Here is an 18,604-nt window from a genome sequence, read left to right as displayed (position 1 = left end):
CGTACTCTTCGACCAGCCCCCACCCTCGACCCTCGACAATGACCGACCCGAAGAACTACGCCGTATTCCTTTTCCCGCAGGCAATCGAGATGCTCGGCGAACCGATCAAGCCCTATTTGCGCGACATGCCCGGCGGCCCGCACATCGTCTGCGCGGAGATCGACTCCTCCGGCGCGCTGTTCGAGATGACCCTTGATGGCAAGGGTCCGGACGGCGAAGCGCTGGAACTCGAGATCATGGTGCCTGTCTCGATGGTCAAGCTCGTCATGTCGATGCATGGCGAGCACGAGGTCGGCTTCGTCTAGCCGGGGGTTGAAAAAGTGCTATCCGGCACTTTTCAACCCGGTGGGTCCGGCGCAGGTCCGGACTCGCTTCCGCGATTCAGGATTTGCGTCGTCGATTCGCGAGCGATGCTTCCGTGGGTCGCATCCGCAGGCTGTTTCTCGACAGCCTGCTAAAGGTCGGTCCAGATTCCCTCGCGCAGCACCTCGAGCGGGCGGTAGCGCGCCTTGTAGTGCATCTTCGGATGGCTGTCGATCCAGAAGCCGAGGTAGACATGCGGCAGCGCTTCCTCGCGCGCCATGCGCAACTGGCTCAGGATCGCGAACACTCCGAGGCTGCGTTCATCGCAGTCCGGATCGAAGAAGGTGTAAACCGCCGACAGGCCGGCCGCGCAGAAGTCGGTGACCGCGAGCGCGAGCAGGCGGCTGTCCTTGCGGAACTCGATGAAGCGGGTCGGACTCCAGGCGGTATAGAGGAAGCGCGAGAAGTCCTCCGGGCGCGCGTCGTCCATGCCGCCGTCGGGATGGCGCGAGCGCAGGTAGCGCCGGTACAACGAGAAGTACTCATCGCTGTAGTTCGCCGGCGCGATCGTGATGGACAGGTCGGTGTTGCGTGCCATGCAGCGCCGCTGGGTTCGATCCGGGCGGAACCGTTCGACCGGCACCCGGCATGCGACGCAGGCTTTGCAGCCACTGCATTGCGGGTGATAGACGTGGCCGCCGGCGCGGCGGTAGCCGCGCTGAACCGCAACGTCGTAGATCTGCGGCAACTGCGGTGCGCTCGGATCGATGACGATGTTCTGCGCCGTGCGCGTGGCGAAATAGCCGCACGGATGCGGAAGGGTCTGGAACAGGCGGACGACGTCCGAACGCATGGCGCATTCTAGGCCGGATCGCGGCTCGATGGTGTCGCAATCGTGACCGGCGCGGAGCCCCTCGGACAGGAAGCCGTCCCGCCGGCTGTCGACGGGCGATACGCGCGAAGCGCGTGCCGCGTACTGCCCCGCGGGACCTGATCAGTGACGCAGGACGGTCAATGCGATCAGCACCGAGACCCCGGTGATCAGCGCCAGCACGACCAGCTTGATGCGCATCGATGCACGCGAGTGCTGGGCTGGTGCGCCGACGCCGCGCGCGGCTGCAAGCTCATCGGCGAAACGCGTCGCAGGTTCCAGTCCCGCGTCCCGCAGCACCTGACGCGCGAGCGTCTGGTCTTCCGAGCGCACCACCGACACCTGGGGCCAGGAATCGCGGTCCGCCTTGGCGGTGTAGCTGAAGCGCTTCCAGTCTGCACCTTCGTAGGCGCGGCGGTTGCTGATCGTGGTCTTGATGCCGTGCTGGGCCATCAGCGCGACGACGCGCTCGATATTCTCCAACCGCGGGGATGTGTAGATCTGGCGCATGCTGCGATTCTACCCTTCGCCGTTGCGGATGCGGATCAGGCCTTCCTGCGCGGTCGACGCGACCAGCCGACCGTCCTCGCTGTAGATCATGCCGCGTGCGAGTCCACGCGCACCTTGCGCGGTCGGACTGTCGCACGAATACAGCAGCCATTCGTCGACGCGGAATGGGCGATGGAACCACATCGCGTGATCGAGGCTGGCCACCTGCACGTTGCGCTGCAGGAACGAGATGCCGTGCGGAAACATGGTCGTGCCAATCAGATGGAAGTCGGACGAATAGGCGAGCAGCGCGCGCTGCAGCGCCGGTGTAGCGTCCGGCACGCGTTCACCGAGGCGGAACCATACCTGCTGGAACGGCGGACGCTTGGGTGGATTGAGTTCGTCACGTGGATAGACCGGTCGGAACTCGAACGGACCAGAGCGGCCGAACCAGCGTTGCAGCTTTGGCGGCAGCTTTGACAGCTCGTCCGGCGGCAGTGCCGCGACCGGCTCGACGTCATCCGGCTTGGGCACCGATGGCATCGGCAACTGGTGTTCGACGCCGGTCTCGTCGACCTGGAACGAAGCGGCGAAGTTGAAGATCGGCTGGCCGTGCTGGATCGCGGTCACGCGCCGCATCGAGAAACTGCCGCCGTCGCGCGTGCGCTCGACGTGGTAGACGATCGGCTTGTCGATGTCGCCGGCACGCAGGAAATACGCATGCAGAGAATGCGCGTTGCGGTCGGAGTCGACCGTCTGTTGCGCCGCCGACAGCGCCTGGCCGAGCACCTGGCCACCGAACACGTAGCGCGTGCCGATGTCGCGGCTCTCGCCACGGAACAGGTTGTCCTCGAGGCGTTCGAGCTGGAGCAGGGAAAGCAGTTCTTCGACGGCGGAGGTCATCGGACTTCGGCAGGGAATTGGGAGCGCAAGTATAAAGTAGGGCGGTACGCGCGCAGCGCGTGCCGCCGCTCTCATCGACATCGAGCGCAGGCGGCGGCGCGCGCAGCGCGCGCCGCCGCCCTATGAGGAAGGCGTCAGCCGTTCCAGCCCGCTGTCCTGCATGACCTCGTCCCACGGGAAGAGCGGCCCGGGGTCCTGGCGACGGCGCAGCAGGATCGTCGGATCGTCCTTAGCAGGTTCGAGGCGGCGATCGAGATCCTCGTGCCCGGCGATCCAGCGCAGGTTCGCATGGTCGTTGCGCAGTTGCGCGAGCAGCGCGCGCAGCGACGCGATCTGTTCGGCCGTGTACGGCACGCTGAACGCCTGGTAGCGGCTGTCGCCCCAATGCGGATAGCGCCCGATGTTGACGAGCTCGATGCCGATGGAACGCGCGTTGTAGCCGTAGGTGTGGTTTGCCACGCGCGCGTCGGCGACGTAGCGGAATACCTTGCCGGAGAGGTCGATGTAGTAGTGCCCGCTGTTGCCTGTTTGCTTGGCCGGATAGTGGATGCGTTCGCCGAACTCGCGCGCCATCGCCATGTCCGGCAACTCGGTGCAATGGATCACGACCAGGTCGATCGCCGAGGATGCACGCGCGTCCAGGCGTTCCTCGTAGGGCAGGGGCTGGTAGTCGATTGCGAGGGCAGGCATGGAACGCCGGGATTCGGGATTCGGAAGACCGAAAGGCTACAGGCTTTCACGGCGTTCGCGAAGGCGGTCACGCGAGCGAAACCGGCTATGCTCTTTCAAATCCCCAATCCCGAATCCCGAACCCGGCTTCCATGAAAGGCACCGTCATCCTCTCGCACGGCCTCGAAAGCGGCCCTGAGGCCACCAAGGTCAGTGCGCTCGCCAACGTATGCGACGCGCTCGGCTGGGCCAGCGTTCGGCCGGACTATCGCGCGATCGATGCGCGCCGCGACCCGCTCGCGATCGGAGAGCGCATCGCGTTGGCGCTGCAACATGTACCGGCTCGGGGCAGGGTCGTGTTCGGCGGGTCGAGCATGGGTGCGTTCATTTCCGGCTTCGCTTCGATCCAGCGCGCGTGCGAGGGCCTGTTCCTGCTCGCATTGCCGACCGCGATCCCGGGCTATCCACACGCCTTCGCTGCTGCCGACGTGCCGACCACGTTGGTGCACGGCTGGAGCGACGATGTGTGCCCGGTCGACGCGGCGATCGCGTTCGCGCGCGATCGCGGCGCGACCTTGCACCTCGTGCGCGACGACCACCGGCTCGGCGCGCACGTCGAATGGTGCGCACAGGCATTCCGGCGCTTCCTCGTGGAGCTGGGCTGATGCCGATCCTGTTCGCGACCTGCGCCAAGGGCCTCGAGTACCTGCTGCGCGACGAGCTGCGCGCGCTGGGTGCCGAGGACGCGCGCGAAGCGCTCGCCGGCGTGCATTTTTCAGGCCCGCTCGAACTCGCCTATCGCGCCTGCCTGTGGTCGCGCCTCGCGAGCCGCGTGCTGTTGCAGCTGGCGGAGTTCGAGGCAGCCGATGCGGATGCGTTGTATGCGGGCGTGCAGGCGATCGACTGGTCGCAGCATCTTGCGCTCGACGGCACCTTCGCAATCGACGCCGTCGGCGGTGGTGGTGCGCTCAAGCACACCCAGTACGTCGCCTTGCGCAGCAAGGACGCAATCGTCGACCAGTTCCGCGAACGCAGCGGTTCGCGACCCGACATCGACGTCGACCGACCCTCGATCCGGATCAACGTGCGACTGCACAAGGGACGGGCGTCGCTCTCGCTGGATCTCGCCGGGACGCCGCTGCATCGACGCGGTTGGCGCCAGGGCACGGGCGAGGCGCCGCTGAAGGAAAACCTTGCCTGCGCGATGCTGTTGCGCGCGGGGTGGCCGGCGGTCGCGGCGAATGGCGGTGCACTGGTCGACCCGATGTGCGGAGCCGGCACGCTGCTGATAGAGGGTGCGTTGATGGCCGCCGACTCCGCGCCGGGCCTCAAGCGCGACTATTTCGGCTTCCTTGGCTGGCGCGGCCATGACGCGCCAGCATGGCAGGCGTTGATCGTGGAGGCGCAGGCGCGCGCCACTACCGGCCTGCGTGCGCTCAAACCGGTGTTCTTCGGCTATGACCACGATCCGAATGTATTGAACGAAGCGAAACGCAACGCACAGGCGGCCGGTGTCGCCGGCTTCGTGCAGCTGGCGCGGCAATCTGCCGAGCACCTGCATCGTCCGGCCGGATGCGACACGCCCGGTCTGGTCATCAGCAATCCGCCATACGGCGAACGCCTCGGCGAGCGTGCGAACCTTGGCGCGCTCTACCACGCATTCGGTACGCGCCTGCGCAGCGAGTTCGCTGGCTGGCATGCGGCAGTGATCGTCGCCGATGACGAGCTCGGTCATGCGCTGGGCCTGCGGGCCGGAAAGCGCTATCTGCTCTACAACGGCGCGCTCGAATGCCGCCTGTTGCTGTTCGACCTCTCCGAAACCGCACCACGCGAGCGCGTCGAGCGTGCGCTTTCCGAAGGCGGGCAGGCGGTCGCGAACCGCATCGGCAAGAACCAGCGCCACCTGCGCAAGCGCCTCGAACGCGAAGGCATTTCGTGCTGGCGAGTGTACGACGCGGACATCCCGGAGTACGCGGCCGCGATCGACGTGTACACGGCGATCGGCATGGATGCGAACGATGCGGCGCGCGCGAGCGCCGCGTTTCCGCAAGCCTGGCTGCACGTGCAGGAGTACGCGCCGCCGCGGGACATCCCCGAGAACGTCGCGCGCGATCGGCTGCGCGACCTCGTGCATGCGGCAGGCGTCGCGCTCGAGGTTCCGCGCGAGCGCATCGCGGTGAAGACGCGTTACAAGGCGAAGGGTGGATCGAAGTACGGACGTTTCGACCAGCGCGGCGAGTTCCTCGTGGTCGAGGAGGCGAGCCTCAAGCTGCGCGTGAATCTGTTCGACTATCTCGACACCGGCCTGTTCCTCGATCATCGGCCGGCTCGCCTGCGCGTGCGCGAACTCGCGCGCGGAAAGCATTTCCTCAACCTGTTCTGCTACACCGCGAGCGCTAGCGTGCACGCGGCCGCAGGTGGCGCGGCGACCACGACCAGTGTCGACCTGTCGGCCACTTACCTGGAATGGGCCTCGCGCAACTTCACCCTCAACGGTTTCGGCGGCGAACGCCACCAGCTCGTGCAGGCGGACGCGATCGAGTGGTTGCGACACGACCGCGGCAGGTACGACCTCGTGTTCGTCGATCCGCCGACGTTCTCAAACTCCAAGCGTGCGGATGACTTCGACGTGCAGCGCGATCATGCCGAACTGTTGCGCCTGTGCCGCGCGCGCCTCGCGCCGGGCGGCATGATCCTCTTCTCCAACAACCTGCGGCGCTTCAGCCTCGACGAGTCGGTGCGCGCCGCGTTCGACGTGCGCGACATCAGCGCCGCGACGATACCGTTCGACTTCTCTCGCAACGCACGCATTCACGTTTGTTACGAACTGCGTCCGGCAGTTGCAGCTGAAGCGAATTCTTAACGCAGGGTGGAGTAAATTTCAGTCCCGTTCAGGGGGGTGGCCGCAGCATGCGTCCAACCTCAGGAGGGTCCGGAAATGCGCGGTATCCGTTCGATCGTGTTGGGTGTCCTGGTTGCTGCCGGCGTTGCGCTGGCGCCCTCGGCGTTTGCACGCGGCCACGTCAGCATCGGCATCGGTTTGCCGGGCCTGAGCATCGGCTTCTCCGACTGCCGCCATTGCGGCCATGGCTGGGGCGGCAACTACTACGGTGGTGGTTATTACGGTGGCGGCTACTATGGTGGCGGCTATGGCGGTTACGGCTACGCGTCGTATGCGCCCGCGTACTACGGGCCGACCTACTACAGCACGGGTTACTACGACGACTACTACCCGAGTTACGGCGCGGTCTACTACAGCCGTCCAATCCATCGCTCGTATTACGGCGGCGGCTATCGCAGCCACGGCTACCGCGACCACGGCTACCGCGACGACGGTTATCGCAACCGCGATTACGGCCGTCGGGCTTCCTACTACGATCGCGGGCGCGACTATCACCACTGAGCGCGCCTGAGATCATCGGTCAGCGCTGGCGGCTACCCCTCCCCCTTCCGCCGCCAGCGTCTCGCCCCGCGACGATTTCCCCTGATCGTCGCGGGGTTTCTATTTTCCGATACCGAAAACGCCCGGCCGCCAGGCTGTGCGGGCGACCCGCGTGTGTGCCGCGCCGATGGCGGTCTCGCACAGGGTGTGCTCGGCAGATGGCGTCGGAAGCCGCGAAGCTCTGTCCCGCAGCACTCAGGCCCAGTTCGCGGGTTATGATGCGCCTACATATGACTGATGATGTGTGCATGAGCGAGCAGAGCAGGCGATCCATGCCGGCGCCCGGTGGCGCCCCGGCCGCGTGGACCTTCTTCCGTCAATGGTTGCGCAACCCGCGTGCGATGGCGGCGTTGTCGCCGTCGGGTCGCCAGCTCACGCGCATGATGATCGACCAGCTGCCCGCCGGCGCCCGTCGCATCGTCGAACTGGGCGCCGGTACCGGCGTGTTCACGCGCGCGCTGCTTGCGCGCGGGATCGCGCAGAAGGATCTGCTCGTCGTCGAATTGAATGCCGAGCTGCACGCGCTGCTGCACCGCGAGTTTCCCGAAGCCAGCATCGTGCATGGCGATGCCCGCGACCTGGTCGAGATTGCCAGCCGGGTCGGTTTCGCGCAGCAGGGTGGGGCCGATGCCGCGATCAGTGGACTCGGCTTTCTTGCCATGCCGCGCGAGATCCAGAAGGGAATCCTCGAGGCGATCTTCGCGGTGCTGGGTCCGGGGCGACCCCTGATCCAGTTCACCTACGGGCCCGCCAGCCCGATTCCGGGCGACCTCGCGCGCGAACTCGGCCTGGTCGTCCAGCGTGCCGGCATTGCACCGCTGAACCTGCCGCCCGCCTTCGTGTTCGTCTACACGCGCTGACCCTGCCGCTGTCATTCCGCCACGGTGGCCGCGCTATCATGCGCGTTCCAGACACCGAGGGCGCGCTGTGGGCGATTCGTCGATTCCCGATTGGATGAAACAATGGCAGGCGCTGTCGCAGCAGTCGCTGAATGCGTGGACCGAAGCCGCGCGTGGTGCGGCCGGGCAGGCTGGTGGCGTGCCGCCCGCTGGATTCGCCGAGTGGGCGCGCGCGTTCACGCCGCCGATGGGCAGCGGGCCGATGGCAGGCGGGCAGGCGGGCACGGTCGACCGCTTCGTCGATGGCGCGAAGGCCTACGTCGCGTTCATGCAATCGCTGATTCCCGCGGCCGGCGCGAACATGCACGGTGGCGCTCCCGCCTGGAGCGACGCGTTGCGGCAGGCATTCACGCCGCCGGGTGGCGCCGCGTTGTTCGACCATCCGCTCGCACAAATGTGGAAGGGTGTGCCGCGCGGCGGATTGGCCGGCATGCCCAATCCCTTCGGCGCGATGCCGCCGCCGGCCGATCTCGGCGACCTGAAGTCCTGGCTGCAATTGCCAGCATTCGGTTTGCTGCGTGAGCATCAGGAGCACCAGCAGAAGGGCGCGGTCGCGTGGGTCGAATACCAGGAACAGATGGGGCGCTACAACGCGCTGATGCTGGAGGCGGCACGCCGCGGCTACGAGTTGTTCGAGGGCAAGCTGGCCGAACGCGAACAGCCGGGCCGGCAGATCGAATCGCTGCGCGCGCTGTACGACCTGTGGGTCGATGCGGCCGAGGAAGGGTACGCGGAAATCGCGCTGTCGCGCGAATTCCAGGAAATCTACGGCGAACTCACCAATGCGCAAATGCGCCTGCGGTCGCAGATCCAGCAGGAAGTGGAGCGTCTCAGCGTCGATCTGGGCATGCCGACGCGCAGCGAACTCAACAGCATCGGCGAACGCCTCCAGGCTTTGCGACGTGAAGTGCGCGCGCAGCGCGGTGGCGATGCGTTGATCGACGAAATCGCCGGCTTGCGCGGCGAATTGGAAGCGTTGAAGGCCGCGGTGAAGACGCCGCGCGCGGGCGTCACGCGCGAAGTACCGGCGCGTACCGTGGTCGTCGAGCCCGTCGTGGTGAAACCGGCCAAGCAACCGAAGGCGAAGCATGTGAAAGCGCGCAAGACGCCGGCGCCGGTGCAGGCGACCCCGCCGAAGCGGGCCAAGCGTGGCGCCAAGCCGGCGCGTGCGGAACGTGCGGTCGCCGCGGTGGCGCCCGGCAACTTCGCGTCGCGCATCGCGAAGTTCGCCGATGCATCGCTCGGCTCACGGCGTCGCAAAAAGGATCCGGCCGCCGGGAAGGCAGACGGCGGCAAGCGCAGGAAGAAGCACTGAGAGCCCGGCAGGACGCCGATTCTTCATCAGCAGCATTGAGTGATTGACGAGGACAACCGCATGGGCCCGATCAGGATCGAACCGACCAAGGCGCTCGACGAGGCGCTGACCACCCAGCGCAAGCTCGCCGCCGCGCTCGACACGTTGCGCAAGGTCGACGACGTCGACTTCGGCGTGACCGCAAAGGAAGAGGTCTACCGCGAGGACAAGCTGGTCGTGTACCGCTTCCGCGGCGAGCGAGCGCCGACCTCTAAGGTGCCGATCCTGATCGTCTATGCGCTGGTCAACCGGCCGTACATGGTCGATCTGCAGGACGACAAGTCGCTGGTGAAGAACCTGCTTGCGCGCGGCGAGGATGTCTACCTCATCGACTGGGGCTATCCGGACGGCGCCGATCGCTGGCTCACGCTCGACGACTACATCAACGGTTACATCGCGCGCGCGGTCGATGCGGTCGCGCGGCGCGCGCGCGTGAAGAAGATCAACCTGCTCGGCATCTGCCAGGGCGGCGCGTTCTCGCTGTGCTTCGCCGCGATGCATCCGCAGAAGGTGCAGAACCTGATCACGATGGTCACCCCGGTGGATTTCCAGACACCGGAGAACATGTTGTCGAGCTGGGTGCAGAAGATGGATGTCGACCTGTTCGTCGACACGCTGGGCAACGTGCCCGCCGATCTCATGAACCTGTGCTACCTGATGCTCAAGCCGGTGCGCTTGAACCAGCAGAAATACATCGGCCTCGTCGACATCCTCGACGACAAGGCCGAGATGGAGAATTTCCTGCGCATGGAGAAATGGATCTTCGACTCGCCGGACCAGGCGGGCGAGGCGTTTCGCCAGTTCATCAAGGATTTCTACCAGGGCAACAAGCTGGTCAAGGGCGGCCTGAAGATCGGCGAGCGCGAAGTGGACCTGCGCAACATCACGATGCCGGTGCTGAACGTGTTCGCGGAACAGGACCATCTCGTGCCGCCGTCCGCATCGCGCGTGCTTGGCGATCACGTTGGCACGAAGGACTACACCCAGGTCGCGTTCCGTGGCGGCCACATCGGAATCTACGTGTCCGGCCGTGCGCAGCGCGAAGTACCGAGCGCGATCCACGACTGGCTGGCGGCGCGTACCTGACGGTTTTGGCGCTGAGGGCCGAGGCTCGCGGGGAGGCACGGACGTCGCCCTGCATCCCCGGGCAAGCCGCTTGCGCGGCGCGAAACGGTACCGAAAGCCCGTTTGCGGCATGCTGTCGGTCCCTTTGACCCGCTGCGCGAGCCCGCCATGAGTGACGTCCTGTTCAACCTGTACGGCCTGACGATCACGCCGTGGAAACTGGTCGGCCTGCTCGGCACCTTCCTGTTCACCGCGCGCTGGTTCGTGCAGTTCTACGCGACCAAGAAGTCGAAACGCGTGGTGATGCCGATGTCGTTCTGGTACCTGTCCATCGTCGGCAGCGTGATGACGCTGGCGTACTTCATCTGGGGCAAGAACGACTCGGTCGGCATCCTGCAGAACGCGTTCCCGATGTTCGTCTCGGTCTACAACGTCTACGTGCACGTGCGCCATCACGAGCCGGAAGTCGTCCGTCCGGGGGGGCCTGAAGAGACCTGAGGTCCGGGGTCCGCTTCCTCGACGTGACGTGGTACGGCAGCGGTGCCAGAATCGACGCCGCCGGAACCGTCCGGCGTCCTTGGGGAGAGGGAAATGGACAACCGCAGCGCGCCGGTCGTATCGCTCGGCGAGTGGATCATCACATTCATCGTGCTGGCGATCCCGCTCGTGAACATCATCATGCTGTTCGTGTGGGCGTTTTCGGGCGGTACCAATCCGAACAAGCAGAACTTCTGCAAGGCGACGTTAATCGTCTACCTCGTCTGCATCGTGCTGTTCTTCGTCTTCGGCGGCATGGCGTTCTTCGGCGCGATGATGCACGGCGGCATGCCGACCACGACCTGAGAACTGAAATACCGGCCAGGCGCGCGCAGGACGCGCGCGCCATACCCTACGGAAACAGTTTCTGGCGGAATTCCTCGACACATCGATCGAGTGCCGTACCCAGTTCCGCCTTGAGTTTCTCAGCGTGGTTCGCCAGGAGTTCGTCTTCGGTGGACGCGTTCGCTCCGTTCGAGGACCGGTAGCGGCATTGGCCCAGCGCGAGTGGCTTGCTGCCGGCGGTTTCGCCGCGGGTCACGCTGACCGAAGCGTTGAACACCACGGCACCCTTCGCGAGCGCCCAGTGATCCGTGGCCACCGTGACGGCGTAGCCGGAGCTGCCGATTGCGCTGCCGTATTTCGTCGCGAGCAATTCACGCACTTTCTCCGAGAGCAGCGCGGTGGGATCCGGGATGCCGTTCTCGACTACCAATGCCTGGCCGGCACTCTGCGAATGCTTGATGGCCGTCGCCGCAGCGACCACGCCGCCAACGGCGCCGAACAGCATGCCGACGGTCATCGTCGCCTGGTCTCCGGTCGTCATGTGGACGAAGCTCGGCGTCGGCTTCACCAGCAATTGCACGTCGTGGCCCTGCAGCGCCTGGGCAGTCGCCGCATCGACCGGCGCGTACTTGCTCGAAGGCGGATTGCTGGCGCAACCAGCCATGCTGAGCGCTACGGAAGCCAGCGCGAGAATCGAGCGTTTCACGAGAAATCGTTTCCTTGGTTTCAAAGCGATCGGTCGACCGGTGGAGCGGACTTGCGCTGTCGAGAAGCCGCGCATCCAGTGCGGGTGGCGCGTGCCTATTCCGGATCGTAGTCGAGGTTCGGCGCGAGCCAGCGTTCCGCTTCTGCGAGGGTCCAGCGCTTGCGCTTCGCATAGTCCTCGACCTGTTCGCGCGTGAGGCGGCCGACGACGAAGTACTGGCTGCCCGGATGCGCGAAGTACCAGCCCGACACGGCGGCCGTCGGAACCATCGCGAAGCCCTCGGTCAGCACGATACCGGCGTTCTTCGTCGCATCGAGCAGGTGGAACAAGGTTGCCTTCTCGGTGTGGTCGGGACAGGCCGGATAGCCCGGGGCCGGGCGGATGCCGCGGTACTTCTCGGCGATGAGCTCGTCGTTCGCCAAGGCCTCGTCCGCGGCATATCCCCAGTACTCGCGTCGCACGCGCTGGTGCAGGCGCTCGGCAAACGCTTCGGCAAGGCGGTCGGCGAGCGCTTTGAGCAGGATCGACGAGTAATCGTCGTGATCGCGTTCGAACCGCGCGATGTGCGCATCGATGCCGATACCGGCGGTGACCGCGAAACCGCCGATCCAGTCGGCGCGATTCGATTCCTTCGGCGCGACGAAGTCGGCGAGGCAGAAGTCCGGCCGTTCGACGGGTTTGTCGGCCTGCTGGCGCAGGTGGTGCAAGGTGGCGAGCGGTTTGGCTCCATCTCCATGCAGCTCGATGTCGTCACCCACCGAGTGCGCGGGCCAGAAGCCGATCACGCCGCGCGCAGTCAGCCATTTCTGTTCGACGATCTTCGCGAGCATCGCTTGCGCGTCGCGGAACAGCTCGGTCGCTTGCGCGCCGACGACCGCGTCCTCGAGAATCGCCGGGTAGCGGCCCGCCAGTTCCCACGCACTGAAGAACGGCGTCCAGTCGATGCAGTCGACCAGCTCGGCCAGCGGGTAGTCGTCGAACACCGTGATTCCCGGCGTGTTCGGCGCCGGCGGTTCGTAGTCCGCCCACTTGCCGTCGAAGCGCTGCATGCGCGCCTTCTCGAGCGGCACCAGGCGCTTCGCGCCACTGCGGTCCTTGTGGCGTTCGCGCACTTCCGCGTAATCGGCGCGCACCTTCTCCATGAACGCGTCCACCAGTTCCTTCGACACAAGCGACTGCGCGACGCCAACCGCGCGTGAAGCATCCTTGACCCACACGCAGGGCGACTTGTAGTGCGGTTCGATCTTCAGTGCGGTATGCGCGCGCGAGGTCGTCGCGCCGCCGATCAGCAGCGGAATCGCGAAGTCCTGGCGCTGCATTTCCTTCGCGACATGGCTCATCTCTTCCAGCGAGGGAGTGATCAGGCCGGAAAGGCCGATCATGTCAGCGCCCTCGGCGATCGCCACATCGAGGATCTTCTGCGCCGGCACCATCACGCCGAGGTCGATCACCTCGAAGTTGTTGCAGCGGAGCACGACGCCGACGATGTTCTTGCCGATGTCGTGCACGTCGCCCTTGACCGTCGCCATCACGATCTTGCCATTCGATTTCGCGGTGTCGCCGGTGCGCAGCTTCTCGGCCTCGATGTAGGGCAGCAGGTAGGCGACCGCCTTCTTCATCACGCGCGCGGACTTGACCACCTGCGGCAGGAACATCTTGCCGGCGCCGAACAGGTCGCCGACGATGTTCATGCCATCCATGAGCGGGCCTTCGATCACGTCGAGCGGGCGCGTGGAGAGCTGCCGCGCTTCCTCGGTATCGGCCTCGGCGAACGCATCGACGCCGTGCACGAGCGCGTGCGCGAGGCGCTCGCGCACCGGCAGCGAGCGCCAGGCAAGGTTCTCGACCACGACTTCGCCTTTCTTCGCCTTGTAGCGCTCGGCGACTTCGAGCAGGCGTTCGGTCGAGTCCTTGCGCCGGTTGAGTACCACGTCCTCGACGCGCTCGCGCAGCTCCGGATCGAGGTCGTCGACGATCGGCAGCGCACCGGCGTTGACGATGCCCATGTCCATGCCCGCGCGGATCGCGTGGTAGAGGAACACCGCATGGATCGCCTGGCGCACCGTCTCGTTGCCGCGGAACGAGAACGACACGTTCGACACGCCGCCCGAGACGTGGCAACCGGGCAGGGTGGCCCTGATGATGCGCGTCGCCTCGATGAAGTCGACCGCGTAATTGTCGTGCTCCTCGATGCCGGTCGCGATCGCGAAGATGTTCGGATCGAAGATGATGTCCTCGGGCGGGAAGCCGACCTGTTCGGTGAGGATCCGGTAGGCGCGCGTGCAGATCTCGACCTTGCGCGCACAGGTGTCGGCCTGGCCCTGTTCGTCGAACGCCATCACCACCGCGGCGGCGCCGTAGCGCAGCACCTTGCGCGCGTGTTCCAGGAATACCGCTTCGCCCTCTTTCAGCGAGATCGAGTTGACCACGCCCTTGCCCTGCAGGCAGCGCAGGCCGGCTTCGATCACGCTCCACTTCGACGAGTCGACCATCACGGGTACGCGAGCGATGTCGGGCTCGGACGCGATCAGGCTCAGGAACCGCACCATCGCGGCTTCCGAATCGATCAGGCCCTCGTCCATGTTGACGTCGATGATCTGCGCGCCGCTCTCGACCTGCTGGCGCGCGACCTCGACCGCCTCGGCAAAGCGGTCTTCCTTGATCAGCTTCTTGAACTGCGCACTGCCGGTGACATTGGTGCGCTCGCCGATGTTGACGAACAACAGCTCCGGCGTGATGACGAGTGGCTCGAGGCCGGAGAGGCGGGTGTGGCGAATGGCGGAGTTCATCAGCTGTGTTGCCCTTTGCTCGTCGTTCCGGCGAATGCCGGGACCCGGCGACTGTTCCGAATCGTGCAAGAGGAACTGGATCCCGGCTTCGCCGGGACGACGGTTGAAGTTCTCAAGCGGCGATCCCGAGCGAGGACGGCAGCGCCCGCGGCGCGACACCAGCGACCGCATCGGCGATTGCCCTGATGTGCGCGGGCGTCGTGCCACAGCAGCCGCCGACGAGGTTGAGCAGGCCACTGCGCGCGAACTCGCCGATCAGGGCGGCCATGTCTTCGGGCGTCTCGTCGTATTCACCGAACGCATTCGGCAGGCCCGCATTCGGATGCGCGCTGACGTGGCAGTCGGCGACCTGCGCGAGCACGTCGACGTACTGGCGCAGTTCCTTCGCGCCGAGCGCGCAGTTGAGGCCAACCGACAGCGGCCGGCTGTGCGCGACCGAGGCGTAGAACGCCTCCGCGGTCTGGCCCGACAGCGTGCGGCCGGACAGGTCGGTGATCGTGCCGGAGATCTGGATCGGCAGGCGCGCGCCGCGGGCGTCGAATTCCTCCTCGATCGCGTACAGCGCGGCTTTCGCGTTGAGCGTGTCGAAGATCGTCTCGACCATCAGCAGGTCGGCGCCCCCGTCGATGAGCCCCGCGGTCGCCTCGCGGTAGGCAAGGCGCAGTTCCTCGAAGTTCGTGTTGCGGAAACCGGGATCGTTCACATCCGGGCTGATCGAGGCGGTGCGGCTGGTCGGACCTAGCACGCCGATCACGAAGCGTGGCTTGTCCGGCGTCTTCGCTTCGATCGCGTCGCAGCAGGCGCGTGCGAGCTTCGCGCCTTCACGGTTGAGTTCGTAGACGATGTGCTCGAGCCGGTAGTCGGCCTGGCTGATCGAGGTTGCATTGAACGTGTTCGTCTCGATCAGGTCGGCGCCTGCTTCGAGGTAAGCGGTGTGGATCGCGCCGATGACATCGGGTCGCGTCAGCACGAGCAGGTCGTTGTTGCCCTTGAGGTCGTGCTCGTGCGTTGCGAAACGCGTGCCGCGGTAGTCGCCTTCTTCCAGACGGTAGCCTTGCACCATCGTGCCCATGGCGCCGTCTATGATCAGGATGCGCTGCGACAGCGCGTCGTGCAATGCGCGCACGCGCTGCGGGTTCAGCCAGGGGAGATGGGCGCTCATGGTTTCCTCGCGAGCAGGCTCATGACTTCGAAATGCGGTGGGCGGCGTTCGCGCGTCAGGCGTTCGCAGGCAATGACTTCGAGCCCGGCGGCACGCGCGAATCCGCCGAGTTCCTCGACGCCGAAGCCGAGGTTGCGATGCTCGAACGGTTCGACAGCGGTGCGGTGCGCGTGGCGACCAAGCGTTGCCGCGAGCAGGCGGCCACCCTTGCGCAGCACGCGCGCACCCTCGGCGACGACCGCCGCGGGCTTCTCGGTGTAGGTCAGCGCGTGCATCAGCAGTACGAGGTCGAAGCGGTCGGCGGGGAAGTCGAGCGCATGCATGTCGCCGGCGCGGACTTCGACATTGGAGCAACCCTTGAGGCGCAGGCGCGCCGCTTCCACGACGCGCGGGCTCGCATCGACGCAGACGATCGAACGCGCGCGCGGCGCGAGCAACTCGGCCAGCACGCCGTCGCCGGAGGCGATGTCGAGCACGTCGCCGGTCTCGACCAGCTGGGTCATGCCGCGCGCGAGCGTTTCCCAGGTGCGCCCCGGCGAGTAGTGGCGCTCCATGTCGCCCGCGACCGAATCGGCCCAGCCTTCGGCGCGCGCGCGCTTGGCGAGCACGCCGGGCAGGCGACGCTCGTCGTCGCGCAGCATCGCATCGTCGACGTTGTCCTTGAGCGCGCGCAGCAGCGCGCCTTCGCGCGCGTCGAGTTCGCCGTTGTAACGGTAGTAGGACGACACACCCGCGCGGCGGTCGCGCACGAGATCGGCTTCCTTGAGCTTGGCCAGATGCGTCGACACGCGCGGTTGCGCGAGGCGCAGCACCGCCGAGAGCTCGGCAACGGTCAGCTCCTCGCGCTCGAGCAGGGCGAGCAGGCGCACGCGGGTCGGGTCCGACAGCAGGCGCAGCAGGGCCGAGGTGGCCGCCAGGTCCACGAGTATCCTTTCATCTTGATTGAAAGATGGATGGCTAGATTAGCGAGGCACGGCGCTCGCGTCAACGCGGTCGCGGCAAGCGGTTGCGTTATGCTGATTGGATGTCATCGAGTTTCCGCGCGGCGCGCGCCGCTTTGCTCGCCGTTTGCGTGGCCTGCCTGGTGCCGGGTTCCCGGGTGCATGCGCTCGAGGATGCCGAGCTGGGCAAGTACTGGACCCCGGACGAACGGCATGTGCCGTATCGCGCGGTCGTGACCGAAGGCCGGCGCGACGGCGAGAGGCTGCCACTGATCGTGTTCCTGCACGGCGACTGGCAGGACGGCACCGACAACGAATCGCAGCTCGCCGGCGACGGCAACGGTTCGTACGAGCTGGTCGACACCGCGCGTGAGGGCCGCATCCCGCTGGTCTACGTCGCACCGCAGACGACCGGCGCCTACTGGCCGCCCGATCGCATCGCCGCGGTCGTGCGCGATGCACTTGAACGCTGGCCGATCGATGCGCGGCGGATCTATCTCACCGGCATTTCCGACGGCGCGACCGGCGTGTGGGACGCGCTCAAGGCACGGCCAGGCTGCTTCGCGGCCGGGATACCGATGTCCGGCATGACCGAGCTCGCCGGTCTCGGCCCGATCCGCGACGTACCGCAATGGGTGTTCCACGGCAGCGACGACGACGACACCGACGTGGAGAAGGGTTACGACGGCGCGATGGTCGGATCGCGCGCGGTCGTGCGCGCGTTGCGCGCGATGGGCGGGACGCCGCGCTATACCGAATATCCCGGCGAAAAACATGTGATCTGGCCGCAGGCGTACGGCGAACGGGCCTTGCTGCCGTGGATCCTCGACCAGCGTCTGGCCGGCAAGCCGTGTGATTTCGCGGCCCCCGCGCGTTGACGCGGCATACCCGCTAAAATCGACCTACAACCCCTTCTGCCGTCATTCCCGCGCGAGCGGGAATCCAGTGGCTTCGCTGCGTGACCGCCATGCGTGCACGCAGCAACCCGGCACGTCTTCCAGGAGCATCCATGGACTTCCGCTATACCGACGACCAGTTGTCGATCCAGGCCATCGCGCGCGATTTCGCCCAGAAGCGCATCGCGCCGGTTGCTGCCGAATTCGACGCGAAGGGCGAGTTCCCGCTCGACAACATCCGCGAGATGGGCCAGCTCGGGCTGATGGGCATCGAAGTTCCGCACGAGTACGGCGGCGCCGGCATGGACCCGATCGCCTACGCGCTCGCGATGATCGAGATCGCCGAAGCCGATTGCGCGCATTCGACCATCATGTCGGTCAACAATTCGCTGTACTGCAACGGCATCCTCAAGTACGGCTCCGAGGAGCAGAAGCAGAAGTACGTGCGCGCGATCGCGTCCGGCGAAGCGATCGGCGCCTATGCGCTGACCGAGCCGCAATCGGGTTCGGATGCGTCGGCGATGCATACGCGCGCGACGAAGAACGCGAACGGCGACTGGGTCATCAACGGCAAGAAGAGCTGGATCACCTCCGGTCCGGTCGCGAAATACATCGTGCTGTTCGCGATCACCACGCCGGGGATCGGTGCGAAGGGCGTTTCCGCATTCATCATCGACACCGCGCGTGCCGGCTTCCATGCCGGCAAGACCGAACCCAAGCTCGGCATCCGCGCGTCGGCCACCTGCGAGATCGAGTTCAGAGACTACGTTTGTCCCGCTGCCGACCTGCTCGGTCAGGAAGGCAAGGGCTTCGGCATCGCGATGGGCGTGCTCGACGCCGGCCGCATCGGCATCGCCTCGCAGGCGATCGGCCTGTCGCGCGCGGCGTACGAAGCGAGCCTCGCATGGGTGCGCGAACGCAAGGCGTTCGGACAGCCGATCGGCTCGTTCCAGATGATCCAGGCGAAGATCGCCGACATGAAGTGCCGCCTCGACGCCGCGACCCTGCTGGTGCTGCGCGCCGCATTCGCGAAGGGCGAGGCCGAGAAGAACGGTGGACGCTTCAGCACCGAAGCCTCCGTCGCCAAGCTGTTCGCATCGGAAGCGGCGATGTACATCACGCACCAGGCGGTGCAGATCCACGGCGGCATGGGTTACTCGAAGGAAATGCCGCTGGAGCGCTATTTCCGCGACGCCAAGATCACCGAGATCTACGAAGGCACGAGCGAGATCCAGCGCCTCGTTATCGCGCGCAACGAGACCGGCGTGCGTTGATGCCGCGCGCGCCGGAGGC

Annotated in this window: 19 protein-coding genes; 11 read left to right on the top strand and 8 right to left on the bottom strand. The window is 66.1% G+C overall.

The window, feature by feature from the left end; genetic code table 11:
* The first annotated feature begins 38 nt into the window (after positions 1-38).
* On the top strand, positions 39-305 hold the full coding sequence (locus ACILRJ_RS06645; protein ID WP_395681616.1) for a hypothetical protein: 267 nt from the start codon (positions 39-41) through the stop codon (positions 303-305).
* 149 nt (positions 306-454) lie between these two features.
* On the opposite strand, the gene ACILRJ_RS06640 is transcribed toward ACILRJ_RS06645, so the two are convergent.
* The 4 genes from ACILRJ_RS06640 to ACILRJ_RS06625 form a co-directional block, all read right to left on the bottom strand.
* Positions 455-1,156, bottom strand: coding sequence for an arginyltransferase (locus tag ACILRJ_RS06640; protein ID WP_395681614.1), 702 nt, complete (start codon positions 1,154-1,156; stop codon positions 455-457).
* A 141-nt stretch (positions 1,157-1,297) separates the two neighbouring features.
* Positions 1,298-1,684, bottom strand: a complete 387-nt coding sequence (locus tag ACILRJ_RS06635; protein ID WP_395681612.1) for a hypothetical protein — start codon at positions 1,682-1,684, stop codon at positions 1,298-1,300.
* A 9-nt stretch (positions 1,685-1,693) separates the two neighbouring features.
* On the bottom strand, positions 1,694-2,566 hold the full coding sequence (tesB, locus tag ACILRJ_RS06630; RefSeq protein ID WP_395681610.1) for an acyl-CoA thioesterase II: 873 nt from the start codon (positions 2,564-2,566) through the stop codon (positions 1,694-1,696).
* Positions 2,567-2,686: 120 nt separating this feature from the next.
* A complete protein-coding gene (locus ACILRJ_RS06625; protein WP_395681608.1) occupies positions 2,687-3,256 on the bottom strand; it encodes an N-acetylmuramoyl-L-alanine amidase in 570 nt (189 codons plus the stop codon).
* A gap of 131 nt (positions 3,257-3,387) precedes the next feature.
* Between ACILRJ_RS06625 and ACILRJ_RS06620 the strand changes: the two genes are divergently transcribed.
* From ACILRJ_RS06620 to ACILRJ_RS06585, 8 genes are all read left to right on the top strand, one after another.
* Entirely contained in the window at positions 3,388-3,900 is a 513-nt protein-coding gene (locus tag ACILRJ_RS06620; RefSeq protein ID WP_395681606.1) for a hypothetical protein, read from the top strand.
* A complete protein-coding gene (gene rlmKL, locus ACILRJ_RS06615) occupies positions 3,900-6,098 on the top strand; it encodes a bifunctional 23S rRNA (guanine(2069)-N(7))-methyltransferase RlmK/23S rRNA (guanine(2445)-N(2))-methyltransferase RlmL (protein ID WP_395681604.1) in 2,199 nt (732 codons plus the stop codon). The genes ACILRJ_RS06620 and rlmKL overlap by 1 nt, the downstream gene beginning before the upstream one ends.
* Positions 6,099-6,173: 75 nt before the next feature.
* A complete protein-coding gene (locus ACILRJ_RS06610) occupies positions 6,174-6,638 on the top strand; it encodes a hypothetical protein (protein ID WP_395681602.1) in 465 nt (154 codons plus the stop codon).
* Between the two features lie 287 nt (positions 6,639-6,925).
* Complete coding sequence (locus ACILRJ_RS06605; RefSeq protein WP_395681600.1) at positions 6,926-7,537, top strand: class I SAM-dependent methyltransferase; 612 nt, start codon at positions 6,926-6,928, stop codon at positions 7,535-7,537.
* A 94-nt stretch (positions 7,538-7,631) separates the two neighbouring features.
* On the top strand, positions 7,632-8,891 hold the full coding sequence (phaE, locus tag ACILRJ_RS06600; protein ID WP_395681598.1) for a class III poly(R)-hydroxyalkanoic acid synthase subunit PhaE: 1,260 nt from the start codon (positions 7,632-7,634) through the stop codon (positions 8,889-8,891).
* Between the two features lie 60 nt (positions 8,892-8,951).
* Complete coding sequence (locus ACILRJ_RS06595; RefSeq protein WP_395681596.1) at positions 8,952-10,016, top strand: class III poly(R)-hydroxyalkanoic acid synthase subunit PhaC; 1,065 nt, start codon at positions 8,952-8,954, stop codon at positions 10,014-10,016.
* A gap of 147 nt (positions 10,017-10,163) precedes the next feature.
* Complete coding sequence (locus tag ACILRJ_RS06590; RefSeq protein WP_395681594.1) at positions 10,164-10,493, top strand: lipid-A-disaccharide synthase N-terminal domain-containing protein; 330 nt, start codon at positions 10,164-10,166, stop codon at positions 10,491-10,493.
* A gap of 93 nt (positions 10,494-10,586) precedes the next feature.
* Positions 10,587-10,838, top strand: a complete 252-nt coding sequence (locus tag ACILRJ_RS06585; protein WP_395681592.1) for a hypothetical protein — start codon at positions 10,587-10,589, stop codon at positions 10,836-10,838.
* 46 nt (positions 10,839-10,884) lie between these two features.
* On the opposite strand, the gene ACILRJ_RS06580 is transcribed toward ACILRJ_RS06585, so the two are convergent.
* From ACILRJ_RS06580 to ACILRJ_RS06565, 4 genes are all read right to left on the bottom strand, one after another.
* Positions 10,885-11,523 (bottom strand): hypothetical protein, encoded by a 639-nt coding sequence (locus ACILRJ_RS06580; protein WP_395681590.1) that lies wholly within the window; start codon positions 11,521-11,523, stop codon positions 10,885-10,887.
* A 95-nt stretch (positions 11,524-11,618) separates the two neighbouring features.
* Positions 11,619-14,312 (bottom strand): methionine synthase, encoded by a 2,694-nt coding sequence (metH, locus tag ACILRJ_RS06575; RefSeq protein WP_395681588.1) that lies wholly within the window; start codon positions 14,310-14,312, stop codon positions 11,619-11,621.
* Positions 14,313-14,424: 112 nt separating this feature from the next.
* Entirely contained in the window at positions 14,425-15,474 is a 1,050-nt protein-coding gene (locus ACILRJ_RS06570) for a homocysteine S-methyltransferase family protein (RefSeq protein ID WP_395681586.1), read from the bottom strand.
* The gene (locus ACILRJ_RS06565; RefSeq protein ID WP_395681584.1) at positions 15,471-16,397 is read right to left on the bottom strand and encodes an ArsR/SmtB family transcription factor; all 927 of its coding nucleotides are present in this window, start codon (positions 16,395-16,397) and stop codon (positions 15,471-15,473) included. The genes ACILRJ_RS06570 and ACILRJ_RS06565 overlap by 4 nt, the downstream gene beginning before the upstream one ends.
* A gap of 101 nt (positions 16,398-16,498) precedes the next feature.
* Between ACILRJ_RS06565 and ACILRJ_RS06560 the strand changes: the two genes are divergently transcribed.
* On the top strand, positions 16,499-17,293 hold the full coding sequence (locus tag ACILRJ_RS06560) for a hypothetical protein (protein WP_395681582.1): 795 nt from the start codon (positions 16,499-16,501) through the stop codon (positions 17,291-17,293).
* Between the two features lie 89 nt (positions 17,294-17,382).
* Complete coding sequence (locus tag ACILRJ_RS06555; protein ID WP_395681580.1) at positions 17,383-18,585, top strand: acyl-CoA dehydrogenase family protein; 1,203 nt, start codon at positions 17,383-17,385, stop codon at positions 18,583-18,585.
* Positions 18,586-18,604 lie beyond the last annotated feature (19 nt).

The sequence above is a fragment of the Dokdonella sp. genome (assembly GCF_044227025.1).
Classification (GTDB): Bacteria; Pseudomonadota; Gammaproteobacteria; order Xanthomonadales; family Rhodanobacteraceae; genus Dokdonella_A.
The sequence above is the reverse complement of the archived record's forward strand: the minus strand, read 5'-3'. Positions and strand labels throughout refer to the sequence as shown.

Coding starts and splice junctions, on each gene's coding strand:
- ACILRJ_RS06635 (WP_395681612.1), bottom strand. CDS start 1,684: ATGCGCCAGATCTACACATCCCCGCGGTTGGAGAATATCGAGCGCGTC.
- tesB (WP_395681610.1), bottom strand. CDS start 2,566: ATGACCTCCGCCGTCGAAGAACTGCTTTCCCTGCTCCAGCTCGAACGC.
- phaE (WP_395681598.1), top strand. CDS start 7,632: ATGAAACAATGGCAGGCGCTGTCGCAGCAGTCGCTGAATGCGTGGACC.
- ACILRJ_RS06585 (WP_395681592.1), top strand. CDS start 10,587: ATGGACAACCGCAGCGCGCCGGTCGTATCGCTCGGCGAGTGGATCATC.
- ACILRJ_RS06610 (WP_395681602.1), top strand. CDS start 6,174: ATGCGCGGTATCCGTTCGATCGTGTTGGGTGTCCTGGTTGCTGCCGGC.
- ACILRJ_RS06570 (WP_395681586.1), bottom strand. CDS start 15,474: ATGAGCGCCCATCTCCCCTGGCTGAACCCGCAGCGCGTGCGCGCATTG.
- metH (WP_395681588.1), bottom strand. CDS start 14,312: ATGAACTCCGCCATTCGCCACACCCGCCTCTCCGGCCTCGAGCCACTC.
- ACILRJ_RS06560 (WP_395681582.1), top strand. CDS start 16,499: ATGTCATCGAGTTTCCGCGCGGCGCGCGCCGCTTTGCTCGCCGTTTGC.
- rlmKL (WP_395681604.1), top strand. CDS start 3,900: ATGCCGATCCTGTTCGCGACCTGCGCCAAGGGCCTCGAGTACCTGCTG.
- ACILRJ_RS06640 (WP_395681614.1), bottom strand. CDS start 1,156: ATGCGTTCGGACGTCGTCCGCCTGTTCCAGACCCTTCCGCATCCGTGC.
- ACILRJ_RS06620 (WP_395681606.1), top strand. CDS start 3,388: ATGAAAGGCACCGTCATCCTCTCGCACGGCCTCGAAAGCGGCCCTGAG.
- ACILRJ_RS06625 (WP_395681608.1), bottom strand. CDS start 3,256: ATGCCTGCCCTCGCAATCGACTACCAGCCCCTGCCCTACGAGGAACGC.
- ACILRJ_RS06590 (WP_395681594.1), top strand. CDS start 10,164: ATGAGTGACGTCCTGTTCAACCTGTACGGCCTGACGATCACGCCGTGG.
- ACILRJ_RS06595 (WP_395681596.1), top strand. CDS start 8,952: ATGGGCCCGATCAGGATCGAACCGACCAAGGCGCTCGACGAGGCGCTG.
- ACILRJ_RS06605 (WP_395681600.1), top strand. CDS start 6,926: ATGAGCGAGCAGAGCAGGCGATCCATGCCGGCGCCCGGTGGCGCCCCG.
- ACILRJ_RS06645 (WP_395681616.1), top strand. CDS start 39: ATGACCGACCCGAAGAACTACGCCGTATTCCTTTTCCCGCAGGCAATC.
- ACILRJ_RS06555 (WP_395681580.1), top strand. CDS start 17,383: ATGCGTGCACGCAGCAACCCGGCACGTCTTCCAGGAGCATCCATGGAC.